The following is an 18,501-nucleotide window of genomic DNA, read 5'->3' on the forward strand; positions in this document are numbered from 1 at the left end:
AAATAATAAGCACTCTCAGACAGTGCGGCGCTATTCAACGACTTCGACGATTCTGGGGAGCTTCACTGATGGAACATACCACCGCCACCCGGCGCCTGCCCGGCGTGCCCACCCTGCTGAGCCTGGCCATTGCCCTGGGCTGCGGCACACTGGCAACGCCGATACTGGCCGCGCCTGCCGCGCAAGCGCAGGAGTATCGCTTCGAGATTCCGGCGCAATCGCTGGATGCAGCGCTGGCGGCTTTCAGTGCGGTTACCCGGGTGCAGGTGCTGGTCGGCGCCGAGGTCACTCAAGGCTTGCGCTCCCCGGGCATCAGCGGCAGTTATCCACAGGACCAGGCGTTGGCCCGCCTGCTGGCTGGCACCGGCCTGAGCGCCAGCTACATTGACCGCGACAGCGTGACCCTGGAAAAACGCCAGGGTGAAGAGGCGGCGTTGCAGTTGGGCGCGACCATGGTCGGCGGCAAGGTGCTTGGGGCTACGACTGAAGGCAGCCAGTCCTACACCACCGCTGCGTTGACCATCGGCAAGGGCGAACAGAAGCTCAAGGACATTCCGCAGTCGGTTTCGGTGGTCACCCGCCAGCGCCTGGACGACCAGAACATGAACAGCCTGCAGGACGCCATGCGTCAGGTGACCGGGGCGACGATCAAAAGCTACAACTCCGGCTCCAGCCTCAACGATGTGTACATGCGCGGCTTCCTGGTCGATCAGGTGCAGGTCGACGGTGTTTCGCAAATGACTGGCCAGGGCGACCTGATGACCAGCTTCGACCTGGCGATGTTCGACCGCGTCGAAGTGCTGCGCGGGCCTTCCGGCCTGTATCAGGGCGCCGGTGAACCTGGTGGCACCATCAACCTGGTGCGCAAGCGCGCCCTCGGCCAGTTCGCCCTGAGCGGCGAGTTGTCGGCAGGCTCCTACGATCATTACCACTCGACCGTCGACATCACCGGCCCGCTCAACAGCGACGGCAGCCTGCGCGGGCGCTTCGTCACCGCCTATGAAGACAACAAGTCCTTCGTCGATTACGCCCAGAACGAGCGGCCAATGGTTTACGGCCGGCTGGAATACGACGTGACCCCGGACACCACCCTGTCGCTGGGTGGCGCCTATCAGAAAAACCACTCCACCCCGGCGTTCGGCCTGCCGGCGTACGCCAATGGCAAGTTGCTGGACGTCAAGCGCTCGACCTTTGTCGATGCCAAATGGAACGAACTGGACGAGCACGTCTGGGAAAGCTTCTTCGAAGTCGATCATGCCCTGGACAACGGCGGCCAGTTCAAGACCTCGCTGACCTACCGCGACGCCGAGACCCCGACCCGCAACTTCACCTGGAGCGACGGTGCGGTCGACCCGGCCACCGGCGCCAGCTCGGCCGTGGCCTATTCCTACTACACCCACATCAAGACCCTGGGCCTGGACAGCTTCGTGACCTTGCCCGTGGAAGCCTTTGGCCGTACCCACGAGCTGACGGTGGGCGCCGAATACCAGCACCTGGACAAGGACTTCACCTACGGCGGCGGAGAATACTTCGACACCAACGTGTTCGACCCGGGCAGCATCAATATCCCTAAGCAGAAGTACCAAATGGACAACGGCAACTGGTCGAAATCGCACCAGTACGGCCTCTACGCCCGCACCAAGATCAGCGCCACCGACTGGCTGGACGTGATCCTCGGCAGCCGGGTGACCTGGTTCGAAAGCGAAGCGCACAACGCCAACGCCTTCTTCAACAACTTCAACAGCACCGAGTCGAGCATCAACCGCAAGGTCATCCCCTATGGCGCGCTGGTGGCCAAACTGACCCCGGAACTGTCGGCCTATGCCAGCTACACCAGCGTGTTCAAGCCGCAGACCGATGTGAATGCCGGCGGCGAGACCATCGCCCCGCGCAAAGGCAAGCAGTACGAAATCGGCCTCAAGCGCGAGTTTTATGAGGGGCGCTTGAATGGCAGCGTGGCGCTGTTTCGCATCTACGACGAAAACCGCGCCGAGCTGGTCGCCAACAACCAGTACTACGAGCCGCAAGGCAAGATCCGTAGCCAGGGTTGGGAAACCGAGCTGAGCGGCAACCTCACCGACAACTGGAGCATCAGCACCGGCTACGCCTTCACCATGCTCAAGTCGCTGAGCGGCGAAGACACCAACCAGGGCACCACCATCACCCCCAAGCACAACTTCAACCTGTGGACGCGCTACGAGTTCGCCGATGGCCCGTTGAAGGACTTCAGTGTCGGTGGCGGGCTACGGGCGGTGAGCGCCACCTACTACAAGCGTGACGTCGACTTCGTCCAGGGCGGCTACAGCATTGCCACGGCCCAGGTAGGGTACAAAATCAACCAGAACCTGTCGGCAACGCTGACGGCCAACAACCTGTTTGATCGTACTTACTATGAGCGGGTGGACAGTTCGTGGGGGTCGAACTTCTATGGCGAGCCGCGCAACCTGACGTTCACTGTACGGGCCAAGTACTGAATTGAGGCCATCGCGGGGCAAGCCCGCTCCCACACCTGTAGGAGCGGGCTTGCCCCGCGATGCTTTTCTGCTTATAGCCCGTCCAGCAGTGCCTTGTTGCGTACCGCGCCCTTGTCGGCACTGGTCGCCAGCAGGGCGTAGGCCTTGAGCGCCGTGGTCACTTTGCGTGGCCGCGCTTCGACCGGCTTCCAGCCTTTCTTGTCTTGCTCGACACGGCGCGCCGCCAGCTCTTCATCGCTGACCAGCAGGTTGATCGAGCGGTTGGGGATGTCGATCAGCACCTTGTCGCCGTCCTGCACCAGGCCGATAGCGCCGCCGGCTGCGGCTTCTGGCGAAGCGTGGCCGATCGACAGGCCCGAGGTGCCGCCAGAGAAACGGCCGTCGGTGAGCAGGGCGCAGGCTTTGCCCAGGCCCTTGGACTTGAGGTACGAGGTCGGGTAGAGCATCTCTTGCATGCCCGGGCCGCCTTTCGGGCCTTCGTAGCGGATGATGACGATGTCACCGGCCTTCACTTCGTCAGCAAGGATGCCGCGCACGGCGCTGTCCTGGCTTTCGAAGATCTTGGCGTTGCCTTCGAAGACGTGGATCGACTCGTCGACGCCGGCGGTTTTCACCACGCAGCCGTCCAGGGCGATGTTGCCGTACAGCACCGCCAGGCCGCCTTCTTGCGAGTAGGCGTGCTCGACGCTGCGGATGCAGCCGTTTTCACGGTCGTCGTCCAGGCTCGGCCAGCGGGTCGACTGGCTGAACGCGGTCTGGGTCGGGATACCGGCCGGGCCCGCCTTGAAGAAGTGGTGCACCGCTTCGTCGCTGGTCTGGGTGATGTCCCACTTGGCGATGGCTTCTTCCATGCTCGGGCTGTGCACGGTCGGCAGGTCGGTGTGCAGCAGGCCGCCACGGGCCAGCGAGCCGAGGATGCTGAAGATGCCGCCGGCGCGGTGGACGTCTTCCATGTGGTACTTCTGGATGTTCGGCGCCACTTTGCACAGCTGCGGCACTTTGCGCGACAGGCGATCGATGTCGCGCAGGTCGAAAGCGATCTCGGCTTCCTGGGCGGCGGCCAGCAGGTGCAGGATGGTGTTGGTCGAACCGCCCATGGCGATGTCGAGCATCATGGCGTTCTCGAACGCCTTGAAGTTGGCGATGTTGCGCGGCAGTACGCTCTGGTCGTTGTCGCCGTAGTAGCGCTTGCACAGCTCGACGATGGTGCGCCCGGCCTGCAGGAACAGCTGCTCGCGGTCGCTGTGGGTGGCCAGGGTCGAACCGTTGCCCGGCAGGGCCAGGCCCAGGGCTTCGGTCAGGCAGTTCATCGAGTTGGCGGTGAACATGCCGGAGCACGAACCGCAGGTCGGGCAGGCGCTGCGCTCGTACTCGGCGACTTTTTCATCGCTGGCAGTGGAGTCGGCGGCAATGACCATGGCATCGACCAGGTCCAGGCCGTGGCTGGCCAGTTTGGTCTTGCCGGCTTCCATCGGCCCGCCGGAAACGAAGATCACCGGGATGTTCAGGCGCAGGGCGGCCATCAGCATGCCGGGGGTGATCTTGTCGCAGTTGGAGATGCAGACAATGGCGTCGGCGCAGTGGGCGTTGACCATGTACTCGACCGAGTCGGCGATGATTTCGCGGCTTGGCAGCGAATAGAGCATGCCGTCATGGCCCATGGCGATGCCGTCGTCGACCGCGATGGTGTTGAATTCCTTGGCCACGCCACCGGCGCGTTCGATCTCGCGAGCCACCAGCTGGCCGAGGTCCTTCAGGTGCACGTGGCCCGGGACGAACTGGGTGAACGAGTTGGCGATGGCGATGATCGGTTTCTTGAAGTCTTCGTCCTTCATCCCGGTGGCACGCCAGAGGGCGCGGGCGCCGGCCATATTGCGGCCGTGGGTGGACGTTTTCGAGCGGTAATCAGGCATGAAGCACTCCTGGCGGCTAATCAGGTAACAAAAAGGGGAGTGAGCTTCTCTTGTCCTTTGCACCGAAGGCAGGTGGCCGCTGGTACGGATGAAGCCGAGATCGCCGCGGGATCGCCGTGCGCTCGGCCAGAGCTCATAAACCCGCCGGGGATGACTGGCGATGAATAGCCCGATTCTACACCGCTGCGGCCTTGAGGGAATGGCGTTGTGATAATTGGCCGTTGGTGCAGCCCGCAAGGTAAAGGCCTTGGCGTCGGCTGCCAGGCTTTGGGTAGACTTGCGCGTTTCGCACCCCACTGGCCAAAAGGATTTGCAATGCCTGCGATAAGTCGATCTTTACTGTTCTACCTGGCCATTGGCCTGCTGCAAGGCCTGGTGTTCCTCTTCGCCAGGCACATCCAGATTGATATCGCCGGGCTGCCATTTGGCCTGTGCGCCGCCGTGCTGGTGGCCGGGGTCAACCTGCAACTGCTCGGCAGTGCGGTGTTGCAACGCGGTACCGCCTGGCTGGTCCTGGGCCTGACGCTGCTGATCGGCTTTATCAGCAGCTGGACCTTCAGCCAGGACACCCTGGGCTGGGTCTGGCAGAGCTCATGGCTGGCCGCGGTTGTGGTGACCTACATCGGCACCGCCTTCATCCTCAGCTGGCCGACCCGCGAAGGGCTGCGGCCGCGTTATGAAGACCTGTTCCGGCATGCCTGGAACAACATCTTCATCGTCCTCCTGGCGCTGCTGTTCACTCTGTTGTTCTGGCTGCTGCTGTGGCTGTGCGGGCGCTTGTTCCTGATGCTCGGCATCCCCCAGGTCGAAGATGTGCTGACCTCGGCGCCAGTGGTGCGTATCGGTCTGGCTGTGGTGTTCTCCCTGGGGATGCGCATGGGCCTGGAGAACGAAAAGGTCATCGGCCTGTTGCGCGGTGTGCTGCTGACCCTGTGCCGTGTGTTGCTGCCACTGAGCGCACTGATCGCCTTGCTGTTCAGCCTGATGCTGCCGTTTACCGGGTTGCAGCCGATCTGGAACACCGGCTACTCGACCACCATCCTGCTGTTGCTGGTGGCCATCAACCTGTTTTTGGTCAACGGCGTGTTCCAGGATGGCCATCAGGCCAATCCTTATCCGGGTGTGCTCAAGCGCCTGGTCGAGGCCTGCTTGCTGTGCTTGCCGGTGCTGGTGGCGTTGGCGGGCTATTCAAGCTGGTTGCGGGTGAATCAGTACGGCCTGACGCCTGAGCGTATTCTCGCCCTGTTGCTGATTGGTGTGATGCAGGTGCACAGCCTTGCTGCGCTGTGGGCGGTGTTCGCCTCGGGCAAGGGCTGGCTCAATAGCCTGCGGGTCAGTAACCCGTGGATTGCCCTGCTCAGCGCGGTGTTGGTGGTGCTGTTCTATACGCCGCTGCTGAACCCTTTGCAGCTCAGTGCCAACAACCAGGTCGAGCGTCTGCTTAGCGGGCGCACCGCGATCCAGGAATTCGATGCCAGAACCTTGTATCACGGCCTGGGCAAGCCGGGACGTGAGGCGTTCACGGCGCTGCAAGAGCGGCTCAAGACTGACGAGCTGTTCGACGCTGAAGGGCGCAAGAGGCTGCAGTGGATCATGGAAGAATCCCACGCGCGGTACGGCGAAGACACTCGCGGGCCGAAACTGGAATGGTTGGGCCCCGAGCAGCCTGGCAGCGAGGCGTTCGCCAAGATGGTCATGGCCGAGACTCAATGCACCGGCAGGGGCTGCTTTTTGTGGGGCGTGGACATGGACGGCGACGGGCGCAACGAAGTGTTGATGATTCCGCGGCACACCTACGCATCCAGCGTTTTTCTGTTTGCCCGCGAGGGCAAGGGTGAGTGGCGCGAAGTCGGTAGTCTGCACAGTATTCGCGATAACACCGAGCGCCTGGTTCAGCTGATCCGCCATGGCCAGATGAAACCGGTGATGCCGCGCTACAAGACGCTGACCATTGATGGTGTCGACCTGACCTGGCAGCCCAACCGCTAGCGTCTTGCAGGCGAAAAAAATCCCGGCACCAGGCCGGGATTTTTTATTGCGCCACGCCTTAGCTGTTGGGCAGCAGGCGGCAGGTGATGCTCTTGATGTAGCGGGTTTCCGGGATCGCCGGGTGCACCGGGTGATCCGGGCCCTGGCCGCCGCGCTCGAGCAGCTGGATGTTGCGGTCCAGGTGACGGGCGCTGGTCAGCAGGATGTTCTGCAGGTCGTCTTCAGGCAGGTGCATCGAGCACGATGCGCTGACCAGAATGCCGTCCTTGGTCAGCAGGCGCATGGCTTGCTCGTTCAGGCGGCGGTAGGCGCCTTCGCCGTTTTTCAGGTCTTTCTTGCGCTTGATGAAGGCGGGCGGGTCGGCCACGATCACGTCGAAACGCTCTTCGGAGGCCTTGAGCTCTTTCAGCGCTTCGAACACATCGCCTTCGATGCAGGTCAGCTTCTCGGCAATGCCGTTGAGCCCGGCGTTACGCTCGACGCCGTCCAGAGCAAACCCCGAGGCATCGACGCAGAACACTTCGCTGGCACCAAAGGCACCGGCCTGCACGCCCCAGCCGCCGATGTAGCTGAACAGGTCGAGCACGCGCTTGCCCTTGACGTACGGCGCCAGGCGCGCGCGGTTCATGCGGTGGTCGTAGAACCAGCCGGTCTTCTGGCCTTCCATGACCGGCGCCTCGAACTTCACGCCGTTCTCTTCCAGGGCCACCCATTCCGGCACCAGGCCGAACACGGTTTCAACGTAACGGCCCAGGCCTTCGGCGTCGCGCGCGGCCGAGTCGTTCTTGAACAGGATGCCGGTGGGCTTGAGCACCTGGACCAGCGCGGCAACCACGTCATCCTTGTGCTGTTCCATGGTCGCCGAAGCGAGCTGGACCACCAGGATATCGCCGAAACGATCGACCACCAGGCCCGGCAGCAGGTCGGAATCGCCGTACACCAGGCGGTAGAACGGCTTGTCGAACAGACGCTCGCGCAGCGACAGGGCTACGTTGATGCGGTGCACCAGCAGCGATTTGTCCAGGGCCAGCTTGGCGTCACGTGACAGCAGGCGGGCGCAGATCAGGTTGTTCGGGCTCATGGCGACGACGCCCAGGGCCTTGCCGCCGGCGGTCTCGAGGATCGCCTGGTCACCGGCCTTGAAGCCATGCAGCGGGGTCGCGGCGACGTCGATTTCGTTGCTGTAGACCCACAGGTGGCCGGCGCGCAGGCGGCGGTCGGCATTGGCTTTGAGACGAAGGCTGGGCAGGGACATGACGTCGCTCCGGGAAAAAAGAGCGGGATTATAACCCGATGCCTGACGCCTCGATGGGGAATAGCGACAAATTGCAACAGAGCGATGGCCTTTAGCTTCACCGCTGGCCAGTACGATCAGGTTAGAATCGCCGCTCAGCCCCGAGTGTGTACTTATGTCCCAGGAACTCTCCGCCGAACAGATCCAGCATGCCCTGCAAGGCATCAGCGTACCGCCGCAGCCGCAGATCATGGTTGACCTGCAGTTCGAGCAATACATGCCCGACCCTGACCTGGAGGTGATCGCTAAGCTGATCTCCCAGGACCCGGGCCTGTCCGGCGCGCTGCTCAAGCTGGTCAACTCGCCGTACTACGGCCTGACCAACAAGATCGCCTCGATCCAGCGCGCGGTGAACCTGCTCGGCAGCCGCTCGATCATCAACCTGATCAACGCCCAGTCGATCAAGGGCGAGATGAGCGACGACACCATCGTCACCCTCAACCGTTTCTGGGACACCGCCCAGGACGTAGCCATGACCTGCCTGACCCTGGCCAAGCGCATCGGCTCGCAGGCGGTGGACGAAGCCTATGCCCTGGGCCTGTTCCACGATTGCGGCGTGCCGTTGATGCTCAAACGCTTCCCCGAGTACATGCGCGTGCTCGAGGATGCCTACGCCAGCGCCGGTGCCGAGCAGCGGGTGGTCGACACCGAGAACCAGGTGTTCAACACCAACCACGCGGTGGTCGGTTACTACACCGCCAAGTCGTGGCGCCTGCCCGAGCACCTGAGCAACGCCATCGCCAACCATCACAACGCCCTGGCGGTATTCAGCGATGACTCGGCGCGCAACAGCCAGCTGAAAAACCTGCTGGCGATCCTGAAAATGGCCGAGCACATCTGCGCTTCGTACCGGGTGCTGGGCAACCAGAGCATCGACCACGAATGGAATACCGTCGGGCACCTGGTGCTCGATTATGTCGGCCTGTCCGAGTATGACTTCGAGAACCTCAAGCAGACCATTCGCGAACTGGGCGGTCACTGATCCATGCCGGAATTACCAGAAGTCGAAACCACCCGGCGCGGTATTGCGCCTTACCTGGAGGGCCAGCGGGTCAGCCGGGTAATCGTGCGCGACCGGCGCCTGCGCTGGCCGATCCCCGAGGACCTCGACATTCGCCTTTCCGGGCAGCGCTTCGTCAAGGTCGAGCGGCGCGCCAAGTACCTGCTGCTCAATGCCGAAGTGGGCACCCTGATCAGCCACCTGGGCATGTCCGGTAATTTGCGCCTGGTCGAGATTGGATTGCCGGCGGCCAAGCACGAGCATGTGGATATCGAACTGGAGTCGGGCCTGGCCTTGCGCTACACCGACCCGCGGCGCTTCGGCGCGATGCTCTGGAGCCTCGATCCGCTCAACCATGAGCTGCTGATCAAGCTCGGCCCGGAGCCATTGACCGATCTGTTCGACGGCGAGCGGTTGTTCCAGCTGTCGCGGGGCAAGTCGATGGCGGTCAAGCCGTTCATCATGGACAACGCGGTGGTGGTCGGGGTTGGCAATATCTATGCAACCGAGGCGCTGTTCGCTGCCGGTATCGACCCGCGCCGCGAAGCCGGGGGCATTTCCCGGGCGCGCTACCTGAAGCTTGCGATCGAGATCAAGCGCATCCTCGCCTGCGCCATCGAGCGCGGCGGCACCACCTTGCGCGACTTTATCGGCGGCGACGGCCAGCCGGGCTACTTCCAGCAGGAACTGTTCGTCTACGGGCGCGGGGAAGAGCCGTGCAAGGTCTGCGGCAGCATCCTGCGTGAGGTCAAGCTTGGCCAGCGCGCCAGCGTCTACTGCCCGCGCTGCCAGAAGTGAAGGTGCTCAGCGCGGGCTGAGCACTTGCGCGGCGCCCACGCCGCGGGGGTCGCTGGCGGCTTCGAGGGTTTGCCCGGCCTTGTCCCAGTACAGCACCTGCTGATTGCCATAGCTGCGGCCCAGGTCCTTGAGCGGGTAGCCGCGCGCCTGCAGCTCGCGCTGCTGCCCGGTGCTGAAAGCCCCCGGTTCGTGTTCGACCACATCGGGCAGGTATTGGTGGTGGTAGCGCGGCACCGCCGGCCATTCGGCCACCGGCCGGCCCTCAAGAAAGCCCATCATCGACAGCAGCACCATGCTCGGAATACGGCTGCCGCCCGGCGTGCCGAAGGCGGCGAACTGGGTCGGGCTCTCGATAAAGCTCGGGCTCATGCTCGACAGTGGCCGTTTGCCGGCGGCCACGGCATTGGCCTGGCTGCCGGCCAGGCCGTAACTGTTGCTGCCACGCGGGTCGGCGGCAAAGTCGTCCATTTCGTTGTTCAGCACCACGCCGGTGCCCGGGGCAGTAAACGCGGCGCCAAACGGCAGGTTGACCGACAGCGTCGCGGCCACGGCATTGCCGTCGGCGTCAATCACTGCAAAGTGGGTGGTGTGATCGCCCTCGCGCCAGGCCGGGGCGGGCGGCAGGCTGCTGCTGGGCGTGGCCTGGCGCACGTCGATGCTGTCGGCCAGCGACGTCAGGTAATTACGCGCGAGCAGCTGTGGTATCGGATTGCTGACGTAGTCCGGATCGCCGAGCAGGCCGCGGTCACGGTAGGCCCGGCGCAATACTTCCAGTACGTAATGGCTGCGCTGTACAGGCTCGGCGCTCTGCCAGGGCAGGCGCTGCAGCATCGCCAGGCTCTGGGCCAGGGCCACGCCACCGGCCGAGGGCGGCGGGGCGCTGATCAGTTCGCGTTGATTGGCCAGCTGGTAGCGCAGCGGCTCGCGTTTGGCGGTGCGGTAGTTGGCCAGGTCATCCAGGCTCCAGATCCCGCCCGCGGCCTGTACCCCCTGCACCATGGCCTGGGCGGTCGGGCCGGCATAGAAACCGTCGCGGCCCTGGCTGGCGATACGTTCAAGGGTTATGGCCAGTTGCGGTTGGCGGATTTTAGCGCCCAGGGCCGGCACTTCACCGTTGATCAGGAACAGACGGGCGCTTTCTGGATCGTCGCGCAGTGCGCTCAAGCGCATCTGCGCGCGGTCGCGATAGATGCGGTCGACGGCAAAGCCCTGGTTGGCCAGGCGAATAGCCGGGGCCAGGGTACTTTTCAGTGGCAGCTTGCCGTAATGGGCAGCAAGGTCGGCGAGGGCTGCCGGCAAGCCGGGAATCGCCGCCGCCAGCGGGCCATTGATCGACAAGCCCGGCTGGACCTTGCCGTCCTTGAGGTACATGGCTTCGCTGGCCTTGCCAGGTGCGCGCTCGCGGGCATCGATAAAGGCATAGCGGGCGGGTGTGTCGCCCTCGCGCAGCAGGAAGAAGCCGCCGCCGCCCAGGCCTGAACCATAAGGCTCGACCACCGCCAGCGCGGCGCTGACGGCAATGGCGGCGTCAAAGGCGTTACCGCCTTGCTCGAGAATTTCGCGTGCGGCGGCAGTCGCGTCGCTATGCGGCGTGGCAATCGCCGCGCGGCCCGGGCCTTGTGCCTGGGCACTGGCCATCCCCAGCGCCAGTACGGCGCCAAGGACCAGCGGGGTAACCCGGGCGACGAACGGCATCAGGCCTTGCCGGTAATTCGGCGGTATTTTTCCATCAGCTGCGCTTCGCTCTCCGGATGCGCTTCATCCAGCGGGATGCAGTCAACCGGGCAGACTTGCTGGCATTGCGGCTCGTCGTAGTGGCCGACGCACTGGGTGCACAGGTTGGGGTCGATCACGTAGATCTCTTCGCCTTGAGAGATCGCAGCGTTCGGGCACTCGGGTTCGCAGACGTCGCAGTTGATGCAATCGTCGGTGATGATCAGGGACATGGGGACTCCGGCCAGGGCTCAGAACCCGGGCATTTGAAAACCAATGGGCACAATTGTGCCGCATTAGCGCCCGCAGTGCACGCGGGCGCCGTGGTCAAATCGCCGATGTCACTTCTTGAAGCGTTCGGTCAGGGCCTCGGCCACCACCGGGTGGACGAATTTAGTGATGTCACCGCCCAGCGCCGCGATTTCCCGGACCAGGGTCGAGGAAATGAACGAATAGCGCTCTGAAGGGGTGAGGAACAGGCTCTCGACGTCGGGCGCCAGTTGGCGGTTCATGTTCGCCAGCTGGAACTCGTACTCGAAGTCCGAAACAGCCCGCAGGCCGCGCAGGAACACATTGGCCTGCTGTTCCTTGGCGAAATGCGCCAGCAAAGTGGAGAAGCCGATGACTTCGACATTGGGCAGGTGCTTGGTGACCTCGCGAGCCAGTTCCACCCGTTGCTCCAGCGGGAACAGTGGGTTTTTCTTCGGGCTGGCGGCGACCGCAATGATCACCTGGTCGAACAGCCGCGAGGCACGCTCGACCAGATCGCCATGGCCCTTGGTAATAGGGTCGAAAGTACCTGGGTACAACACTCGGTTCATCGCGTCGTCCTGGCAGGAGTGCGTTGGGGAGTCGGATGGTATCGCAGCAGTGGCGGTCGGCCAAGTCGCCCGACCACGCTGAAGGCACTATAGACAGTGCGGCCATTTGTTGTCATCTGCCAGCCACCAGGCGCGCGGCCAGGGCGTCGCTGAGCCGGGCACTGAGGCCGTACACCGACAATTGCGGGTTGGCGCCGATGCTGGTGGGGAACAGCGAGCCGTCGTGAATCGACAGGTTTTCCAGCTGATGGTGCCGGCCCAGGCTGTCGCACACCGCCTGGCGCGGGTCTTCGCCCATGGCGCAGCCGCCCATGACATGGGCGCTGCCCAGGCGGGTACGAAACAGTTCAAGGTTCAGGCCGTCGATCATCTGCCGCGCCTCGGCCAGGTTTTTTACATGGCGGGCATCGCTGTGCACCGGCAACACGCTGTCGGCGCCGGCGGCGAACTGGATCTCGGCCATGCTCTGGAAGGCCCGGCGCACGCCGTCCCAGGCATAGGCCGACAGCGGGTAGTCGAGCACCGGCGAGCCATCGCCGCGCAACTGCACCTCGCCGCCGACGCTGTCGGGGTGAAAACCGTCGCGCAGCAGGGCGAGCATCACGTGGGTGTGCGGCAGTTGCTCCATGCGCAGGGCGTTGTCCTTGCCGAAGCTGCCCAGCAAGGTGCTGGCCAGCGCCGGGTGCAGGGGCGGCACCTCGAGCTTGTAGCCGATCGGCCCGCTGACGCCGTCGCGCCACTGGAAATGGTCGGAGTAGATCGACTGCGGCGCGCCGTAGAACGGATTGACCTTGTCCTTGAACAGCCCGGCGCTGAAGTTGACCAGGTGCAGGAAGGTGCGCTTGCCCAGGCGCTCATGGGGGTCCGGAGCGTCCGAGCGCAGCAGCAGGCCGGGGCTGTTGATGCCGCCACCGGCAAGGATGTAATGCCGGGCCTTGACCCGGATCTGCCGGCCAGTGGGCTCGACGCAGCGCGCGTCCATGGCCACGCACTGCAGGCCGCTGATCTGTTCGCCGTTGTGCTCCAGGCGCTCGGCGCGGGCCAGGTACAGCAGCTCGCCGCCGTGCTCAAGGGTTGCCGGAATGCTGGTGACCAGCATCGACTGCTTGGCGTTGACCGGGCAACCCATGCCGCAATAGCCCAGGTTCCAGCAGCCGCGCACGTTGCGCGGGATCACTTTCCAGCTGTAGCCCAGCGCTTCGCAGCCGCGGCGCAGTGCTTCGTTGTTGGCGTTGGGCGGCATGATCCATGGCTCGATACCCAGGCGCTGTTCCATGCGTGCGAACCAGGGCGCCAATTCGGCGCTGCTCAGGCCTTTAACCCCGTGTTCGCGGGCCCAGTGCTCCAGGGTTGGCTCCGGTGTGCGAAAACTCGAGGTCCAGTTGATCAGGGTGGTGCCGCCGACCGCGCGGCCTTGCAGGATGGTGATGGCGCCGTCCTTGCTCATGCGCCCGATGCCTTCCTGGTAAAGGCTGGCGTAGGCCTGGTCTTCGAGCATGTGAAAGTCGCTGCTGGTTTTCAGCGGGCCTTCTTCGATGAGCAGTACCTTGAAGCCTGCAGCACTGAGCAGCTCGGCACTGGTGGCGCCGCCGGCGCCGCTGCCGATAATGGCGATGTCGGTTTCAAGGCTCAGGTCCTGGTCCAGGCGCGAGGCATCACGGGTTTTCCAGCCACGGCCAAGGCCGTCGCGAAACAGATCGGGTACGGGCATGTTCAGCCTCTTGTGGTTATCGGTGGATCAGACCTTGGGTGGCCCTGGGTAGCCGCAATGGGCCCAGGATTGCGGCAGTTCGTACCAGGCCATGTGCAGCAGTTGCAGCAGCGAGGCATGGCCCATGCGCAGCAGGTTCAGCGAGCTGTCCTGCCAGCGCTGCAAAAAGGCTTCGATCTGCACGCTGCTGGCGTTGTCCCAACTGCCCCAGATGCCGGTCAACGGCCCGCGGGTGAGTGCCATGGCGAGCACGTCGAACAATTGCCGGGTCAAGTTGAGCATGGCCGGCGACAGCGCGGCGAGCTTGTTGTCCAGCCCGCGCAGCAAGGCTTCGCGGTTGTCCGCCGCCTGGGTGCCAGCCAGGACTACCGGAATCAGCGCGTGGAGGATCGGCAAGTCGTTTTCGCGCAAGGTAATGAAGCCGCTGGCCGGTGTTTGCGCCGAGCAGCCGCTTAGGCTGGCGCCCAACCCGGCGGTGGCGAGGAAGGCGCTGGCGCCGAGGCTGAACTTGAGCAGCCCACGCCGGCTCAGCGCGGGGTTTACAGGCAGGCTTGTGGTCATTGTTATCAGGCCCGAGGGTGGTTTTTCAGCGAATGAACAGTTTGTACACCAGCTTGAGCAGCCCCTTGCCGTAAGGCGGGTAGATCAGCCGCGCGGCGTTGAAACGCTGCTTGGCGAACACCGCCTTGGCCTTGCTGAAGGTCAGGAAACCTTCATGGCCGTGGTAATGGCCCATGCCCGAGGGGCCAATGCCGCCGAACGGCAGGTCGTCCTGGGCGACGTGCAGCAGGGTGTCGTTAAGGCATACGCCGCCGGAGTGGGTCTGTTCCAGTACCCGTTGCTGCTCGCTGCGCTCGTAGCCGAAGTAATACAGCGCTAGTGGGCGCGGGCGTTGATTGATGTAGGCCAGCGCCTGGTCGAGGCTGTCGTAGGGCACCAACGGCAGCAGCGGGCCGAAGATTTCGTCCTGCATCACGCGCATGTCGTCGCTGACTCCGAGCAGCAGGTGCGGCGGCAGGCGCCGGCCATGGCGTGGCTCTTGGGGGTACAGGTCGATGATCTCGGCGCCCTTGCTGCGGGCCTCCTCGAGATAACTCTCCAGGCGGGCCAGGTGGCGCGGGTTGATGATCGCGCTGTAGTCCGGGTTGTCGGCCAGGGTCGGGTAAAAGCGCCGCACGACGTCGCGGTAGGCCGTGGCGAAGTCCCTCAGGCGATCACGTGGCACCAGCACGTAGTCGGGAGCCACGCAGGTCTGGCCGGCGTTGAGGGTCTTGCCGAAGGCGATGCGTTCGGCGGCGTCGGCCAGCGGCACGCTGGCCGAGACAATGGCCGGCGATTTGCCGCCCAGTTCCAGAGTCACTGGCGTTAGGTTGTGCGCGGCGGCGAGCATCACCTGGCGGCCGACGCTGGTGGCCCCGGTAAACAGCAGGTGATCGAACGGCAGGCGCGAGAAGGCCTGGGCAACATCGGCCTCACCCAGCACCACGCTGACCAGGTCTTCGGGGAAGATCTTGTCGAGCAGTTGCTGGAGCAACAGGCCGGTCGCCGGGGTTGCTTCGCTGAGCTTGAGCATTACCCGGTTGCCGGCGGCCAGAGCGCAGGTCAGCGGGCCGATGGCAAGAAACAGCGGGTAGTTCCACGGCACAATGATGCCGACCACTCCCAGCGGTTGGTACTGGACCTCGGCGCTGGCCGGCTGGAAGGCCAGGCCGACCTTGCGCCTGGAGGCTTTCATCCACTGCTTGAGGTGCTTTTCGCCATGGCGCAGGCCCTGAATGCTCGGCATCAATTCGGCCAGCAGGGTTTCGTTGGCGCTACGGCCAGAGAAGTCCTCGTTGATCGCTGCGATCAACGCGTCCTGTTGCTCCAGCAGGGCTTCGCGCAGGCTTTTCAGCCATTGCCGGCGCTGTGGCGCAGAGGGCAGGGGGTTGCCGGCAAAGGCCTGGCGCTGGGTGGCGAACACCGCGTCAAGGGCGGCGAATTCGGTGGGCGGCAGGGAGCGGGTAGCGTCGGCGAGCATGCGAAACTCCACGGCAAGGCAGGTTTTCTAGAGCATATACTCTAATATGTGTCCGGTGCGACTGTTTTTCACAGCGCCTGCGGGTACATACCGGTGTGGATACACCGTAAGATGGACCTATTCATTCAAGCTCAACGCCTGGAATTGATCATGGCCCCGCGTATCAAGACCCGCGAGCGCATCGTGCAGAACAGCCTGGAGCTGTTCAACCAGCAGGGCGAGCGCAGTGTCAGCACTAACCACATTGCCGCGCACATGGAGATTTCGCCCGGCAACCTGTACTACCACTTCGCCAACAAGCAAGAAATCATCGCCGTGCTCTTCACCCAGTATGAAGAGCTGGTGGAAAGCTTTTTGCGCCCGCCCCAGGGGCGTGTTGCCACGGTCGAAGACAAGCGCTTCTACCTCAAGGCGCTGCTGGCGGCGATGTGGAACTACCGCTTTCTGCACCGCGACCTGGAACACCTGCTCGACAGCGACAAGGAGCTGGCCGCCCGTTACCGGCGCTTCTCCCAGCGCTGCCTGCTGCAGGGCCAGGCGATCTACCGCGGCTTTGTCGAGGCCGGCATCGTCGAGATGGACAGCGTGCAGATCGAGTCGCTGACCCTCAATGCCTGGATCATCCTTACGTCCTGGGTGCGTTTTCTCTGTACCACTCGCGAAAATTCCGCGCACTTGAGTGAAGAAGCCTTCAAGCGCGGTGTCTATCAGGTATTGGTGCTGGAGCTTGGCTTCGTCACCGCCGAGGCGCGCCCCGCCGTCGACGCCTTGTGCCAGGAATTCTACGTTTCGCTTAACCAGGCACTGGAGCAATAACGCCCGGGCCTTATCCGTTCAATCGTTCAGGAGACTGTCATGCCCCTCGCGCAACTGATCACCGCCCAGCAATTGGCCGAACGCCTGGAGGCGCCGGCGCTGGTGATTCTCGATTGCCGTTTTGCCCTGGAAGACATCGATTATGGTCAGCGCAGCTATGCCGAGGGGCATATTGCCGGGGCGCACTTTGCCGACCTTGAGCGCGATCTCAGCGGGCCAATCATCAAGGGCGTGACCGGGCGCCACCCGTTGCCGGACCCGGAGCGTCTGGTCGAGCGCCTGCGGGACTGGGGCATCGACAACGACAGCGAAATTGTTCTGTACGACGACGGCCCAGGCGCCTTCGCCGCGCGGGCCTGGTGGCTGTTGGCGTGGCTGGGCAAGCGCAGTGGTGTATTCATCCTCGATGGCGGCCTCAAGGCCTGGCACGCGGCCGGGCTGCCGCTGAGCCTCGACCCGCCGGCCAAGCGCGAAGGCAACTTCCGTGGTGAGCCGGACGCCAGCCTGGTGCTGGATGCTGCGCAGTTGGGCGAGCGCCTGGGCAAGCCGGAGCTTACGTTGATCGATGCCCGTGGCCTGCCGCGCTTTCGCGGAGAGGTCGAGCCGATCGATCCGGTGGCCGGGCATATTCCCGGTGCACAATGCGCAGCCTTTACCGACAACCTCGGCGCCGACGGGCGGTTTCTGCCAGCCGAGCAGCTCAAGCAACGCTTTGCCCAGAAGCTGGACAAGCGTTCGCCAGAGCAACTGGTCGCTTACTGCGGGTCGGGGGTGACGGCTTGCCACAACCTGTTTGCCCTGGCGCTGGCGGGGTATCCGCTGGGCAAGCTGTATGCGGGCTCGTGGAGTGAGTGGATTACCGACTCCAAACGGGCGGTGGCCACCGGCGACTGAGTAAGCCTTTTTCAGTCAGTTCTGTTTATCGCCAGCCACTGCGGAATCCGTCGCTCCAGGTAATACCCCGGGTTGCGCACGCTGCCATCGACAAACCCCACATGCCCACCCCGCGCATGCAGCTCAAAGGTGGTCTGCGCAGCCAGTTCATTGGCTGCTGGCAAGCTATGGGCGAACACGAACGGATCATCGCTGGAATGGATGATCAGCGTCGGCGTGCGGTTCTCGCCCAGAAAATACCGGCTGGAAGCACGTCGGTAGTAGTCCTTGGCATCGCTAAAGCCATTGAGCGGCGCGGTCACCCGGCCGTCGAAATCCCAGAAGGTGCGCAGGTTTTCCAGCGGCCCCAGGCGCTCCAGCGCGGCCAACCCTTCGTGGTGGCCGTGATGCTGGAAGTGGCGCTGCTTATCCTTCACATAAGCGAGCATGGCGCGCATGAAATGCGCCTGGTACACCCGGGAAAAACCCAGGCCAATGCGGTCGGCGCACTGGTCCAGGCGAAACGGCACCGACACCGCCACCGCCGCCTGCAACTGGCTGGCCGAGCCGGCTTCGCCCAGGTGCTTGAGCAGCACATTGCCGCCCAGCGAATAACCCACGGCGTATAGCGGTGCCTGCGGGCGCTGGGCGCGCAGGTGATCAATGGCTTCGGCCAGGTCTTCGCTGGCACCGGAATGGTAGCTGCGTGGCAGCAGGTTGGGTTCGCCCGAGCAGCCGCGCCAGTTCAGCGCCACGCTGGCCCAGCCACGGTCGGCCAGGGCCTGCTGCATGCCGATGACGTACGGCGAGCTGGACGAGCCGGTGAGCCCGTGCAGCACCAGCACCACCGGGGTTGTCGCTTCATGGGGGCCGTGCCAGTCGAGGTCGAGGAAATCGCCATCAGCCAGCCACAGACGTTCGCGCTGGCGGCTCAGGGCCGCTGACTTGCGCCATAGCGGCCCCCAGAGCGTCTGCATGTGCGGATTGCCCAGCCCCAGGGCGGGTTTGAAGGGGCTGGGGGTTGAGGCAAACATCGTGGCGTACTCGCAGATCTGTTTCAGACAAGTGTATGTCCGGTT

At 63.9% G+C, this 18,501-nt stretch carries 15 protein-coding genes; 6 read left to right on the plus strand and 9 right to left on the minus strand.

Features of this window, described 5'->3' with window-relative positions; translation table 11 throughout:
• Window positions 1-68: 68 nt before the first annotated feature.
• On the plus strand, window positions 69-2,474 hold the full coding sequence (locus LOY37_RS01130; protein WP_258716154.1) for a TonB-dependent receptor: 2,406 nt from the start codon (window positions 69-71) through the stop codon (window positions 2,472-2,474).
• Between the two features lie 71 nt (window positions 2,475-2,545).
• Here the strand turns inward: LOY37_RS01130 and ilvD are convergent, their stop codons facing one another.
• A complete protein-coding gene (gene ilvD / locus LOY37_RS01135; protein ID WP_093377274.1) occupies window positions 2,546-4,387 on the minus strand; it encodes a dihydroxy-acid dehydratase in 1,842 nt (613 codons plus the stop codon).
• Between the two features lie 315 nt (window positions 4,388-4,702).
• Here ilvD and LOY37_RS01140 point away from each other — a divergent pair, with 315 nt between their 5' ends.
• The gene (locus LOY37_RS01140; protein ID WP_045201869.1) at window positions 4,703-6,376 is read left to right on the plus strand and encodes a DUF4153 domain-containing protein; all 1,674 of its coding nucleotides are present in this window, start codon (window positions 4,703-4,705) and stop codon (window positions 6,374-6,376) included.
• Between the two features lie 58 nt (window positions 6,377-6,434).
• On the opposite strand, the gene LOY37_RS01145 is transcribed toward LOY37_RS01140, so the two are convergent.
• Window positions 6,435-7,631 (minus strand): class I SAM-dependent rRNA methyltransferase, encoded by a 1,197-nt coding sequence (locus LOY37_RS01145; protein ID WP_010222172.1) that lies wholly within the window; start codon window positions 7,629-7,631, stop codon window positions 6,435-6,437.
• A gap of 154 nt (window positions 7,632-7,785) precedes the next feature.
• Between LOY37_RS01145 and LOY37_RS01150 the strand changes: the two genes are divergently transcribed.
• Both LOY37_RS01150 and mutM read left to right on the plus strand, forming a co-directional pair.
• Window positions 7,786-8,652, plus strand: coding sequence for an HDOD domain-containing protein (locus tag LOY37_RS01150; RefSeq protein WP_258716155.1), 867 nt, complete (start codon window positions 7,786-7,788; stop codon window positions 8,650-8,652).
• 3 nt (window positions 8,653-8,655) lie between these two features.
• Entirely contained in the window at window positions 8,656-9,468 is an 813-nt protein-coding gene (mutM, locus tag LOY37_RS01155; protein ID WP_045201873.1) for a bifunctional DNA-formamidopyrimidine glycosylase/DNA-(apurinic or apyrimidinic site) lyase, read from the plus strand.
• A 6-nt stretch (window positions 9,469-9,474) separates the two neighbouring features.
• On the opposite strand, the gene ggt is transcribed toward mutM, so the two are convergent.
• From ggt to LOY37_RS01185, 6 genes are all read right to left on the minus strand, one after another.
• Window positions 9,475-11,163, minus strand: a complete 1,689-nt coding sequence (ggt, locus tag LOY37_RS01160) for a gamma-glutamyltransferase (RefSeq protein ID WP_258716156.1) — start codon at window positions 11,161-11,163, stop codon at window positions 9,475-9,477.
• Window positions 11,163-11,414, minus strand: coding sequence for a YfhL family 4Fe-4S dicluster ferredoxin (locus LOY37_RS01165; RefSeq protein WP_045201878.1), 252 nt, complete (start codon window positions 11,412-11,414; stop codon window positions 11,163-11,165). The genes ggt and LOY37_RS01165 overlap by 1 nt, the downstream gene beginning before the upstream one ends.
• Window positions 11,415-11,522: 108 nt before the next feature.
• The gene (gene coaD / locus LOY37_RS01170) at window positions 11,523-12,002 is read right to left on the minus strand and encodes a pantetheine-phosphate adenylyltransferase (RefSeq protein ID WP_038997673.1); all 480 of its coding nucleotides are present in this window, start codon (window positions 12,000-12,002) and stop codon (window positions 11,523-11,525) included.
• Window positions 12,003-12,114: 112 nt separating this feature from the next.
• Entirely contained in the window at window positions 12,115-13,713 is a 1,599-nt protein-coding gene (locus LOY37_RS01175; protein WP_258716157.1) for a GMC family oxidoreductase, read from the minus strand.
• Window positions 13,714-13,740: 27 nt separating this feature from the next.
• Window positions 13,741-14,274, minus strand: coding sequence for a twin-arginine translocation pathway signal protein (locus tag LOY37_RS01180; protein WP_258716158.1), 534 nt, complete (start codon window positions 14,272-14,274; stop codon window positions 13,741-13,743).
• Between the two features lie 25 nt (window positions 14,275-14,299).
• Window positions 14,300-15,733 carry a coniferyl aldehyde dehydrogenase gene (locus LOY37_RS01185; protein ID WP_258716159.1) on the minus strand — a complete coding sequence of 478 codons (1,434 nt, stop codon included), beginning with the start codon at window positions 15,731-15,733 and terminating at the stop codon, window positions 14,300-14,302.
• 150 nt (window positions 15,734-15,883) lie between these two features.
• Here LOY37_RS01185 and LOY37_RS01190 point away from each other — a divergent pair, with 150 nt between their 5' ends.
• Both LOY37_RS01190 and LOY37_RS01195 read left to right on the plus strand, forming a co-directional pair.
• Complete coding sequence (locus LOY37_RS01190) at window positions 15,884-16,549, plus strand: TetR/AcrR family transcriptional regulator (protein ID WP_258716160.1); 666 nt, start codon at window positions 15,884-15,886, stop codon at window positions 16,547-16,549.
• A 39-nt stretch (window positions 16,550-16,588) separates the two neighbouring features.
• The gene (locus LOY37_RS01195) at window positions 16,589-17,443 is read left to right on the plus strand and encodes a sulfurtransferase (protein ID WP_258716161.1); all 855 of its coding nucleotides are present in this window, start codon (window positions 16,589-16,591) and stop codon (window positions 17,441-17,443) included.
• 11 nt (window positions 17,444-17,454) lie between these two features.
• Here LOY37_RS01195 and LOY37_RS01200 read toward each other — a convergent pair whose 3' ends face one another.
• Window positions 17,455-18,456 carry a hydrolase gene (locus LOY37_RS01200; protein WP_258716162.1) on the minus strand — a complete coding sequence of 334 codons (1,002 nt, stop codon included), beginning with the start codon at window positions 18,454-18,456 and terminating at the stop codon, window positions 17,455-17,457.
• Between the last annotated feature and the right edge of the window lie 45 nt (window positions 18,457-18,501).

The sequence above is a fragment of the Pseudomonas sp. B21-012 genome (assembly GCF_024749305.1).
Classification (GTDB): domain Bacteria; phylum Pseudomonadota; class Gammaproteobacteria; order Pseudomonadales; family Pseudomonadaceae; genus Aquipseudomonas.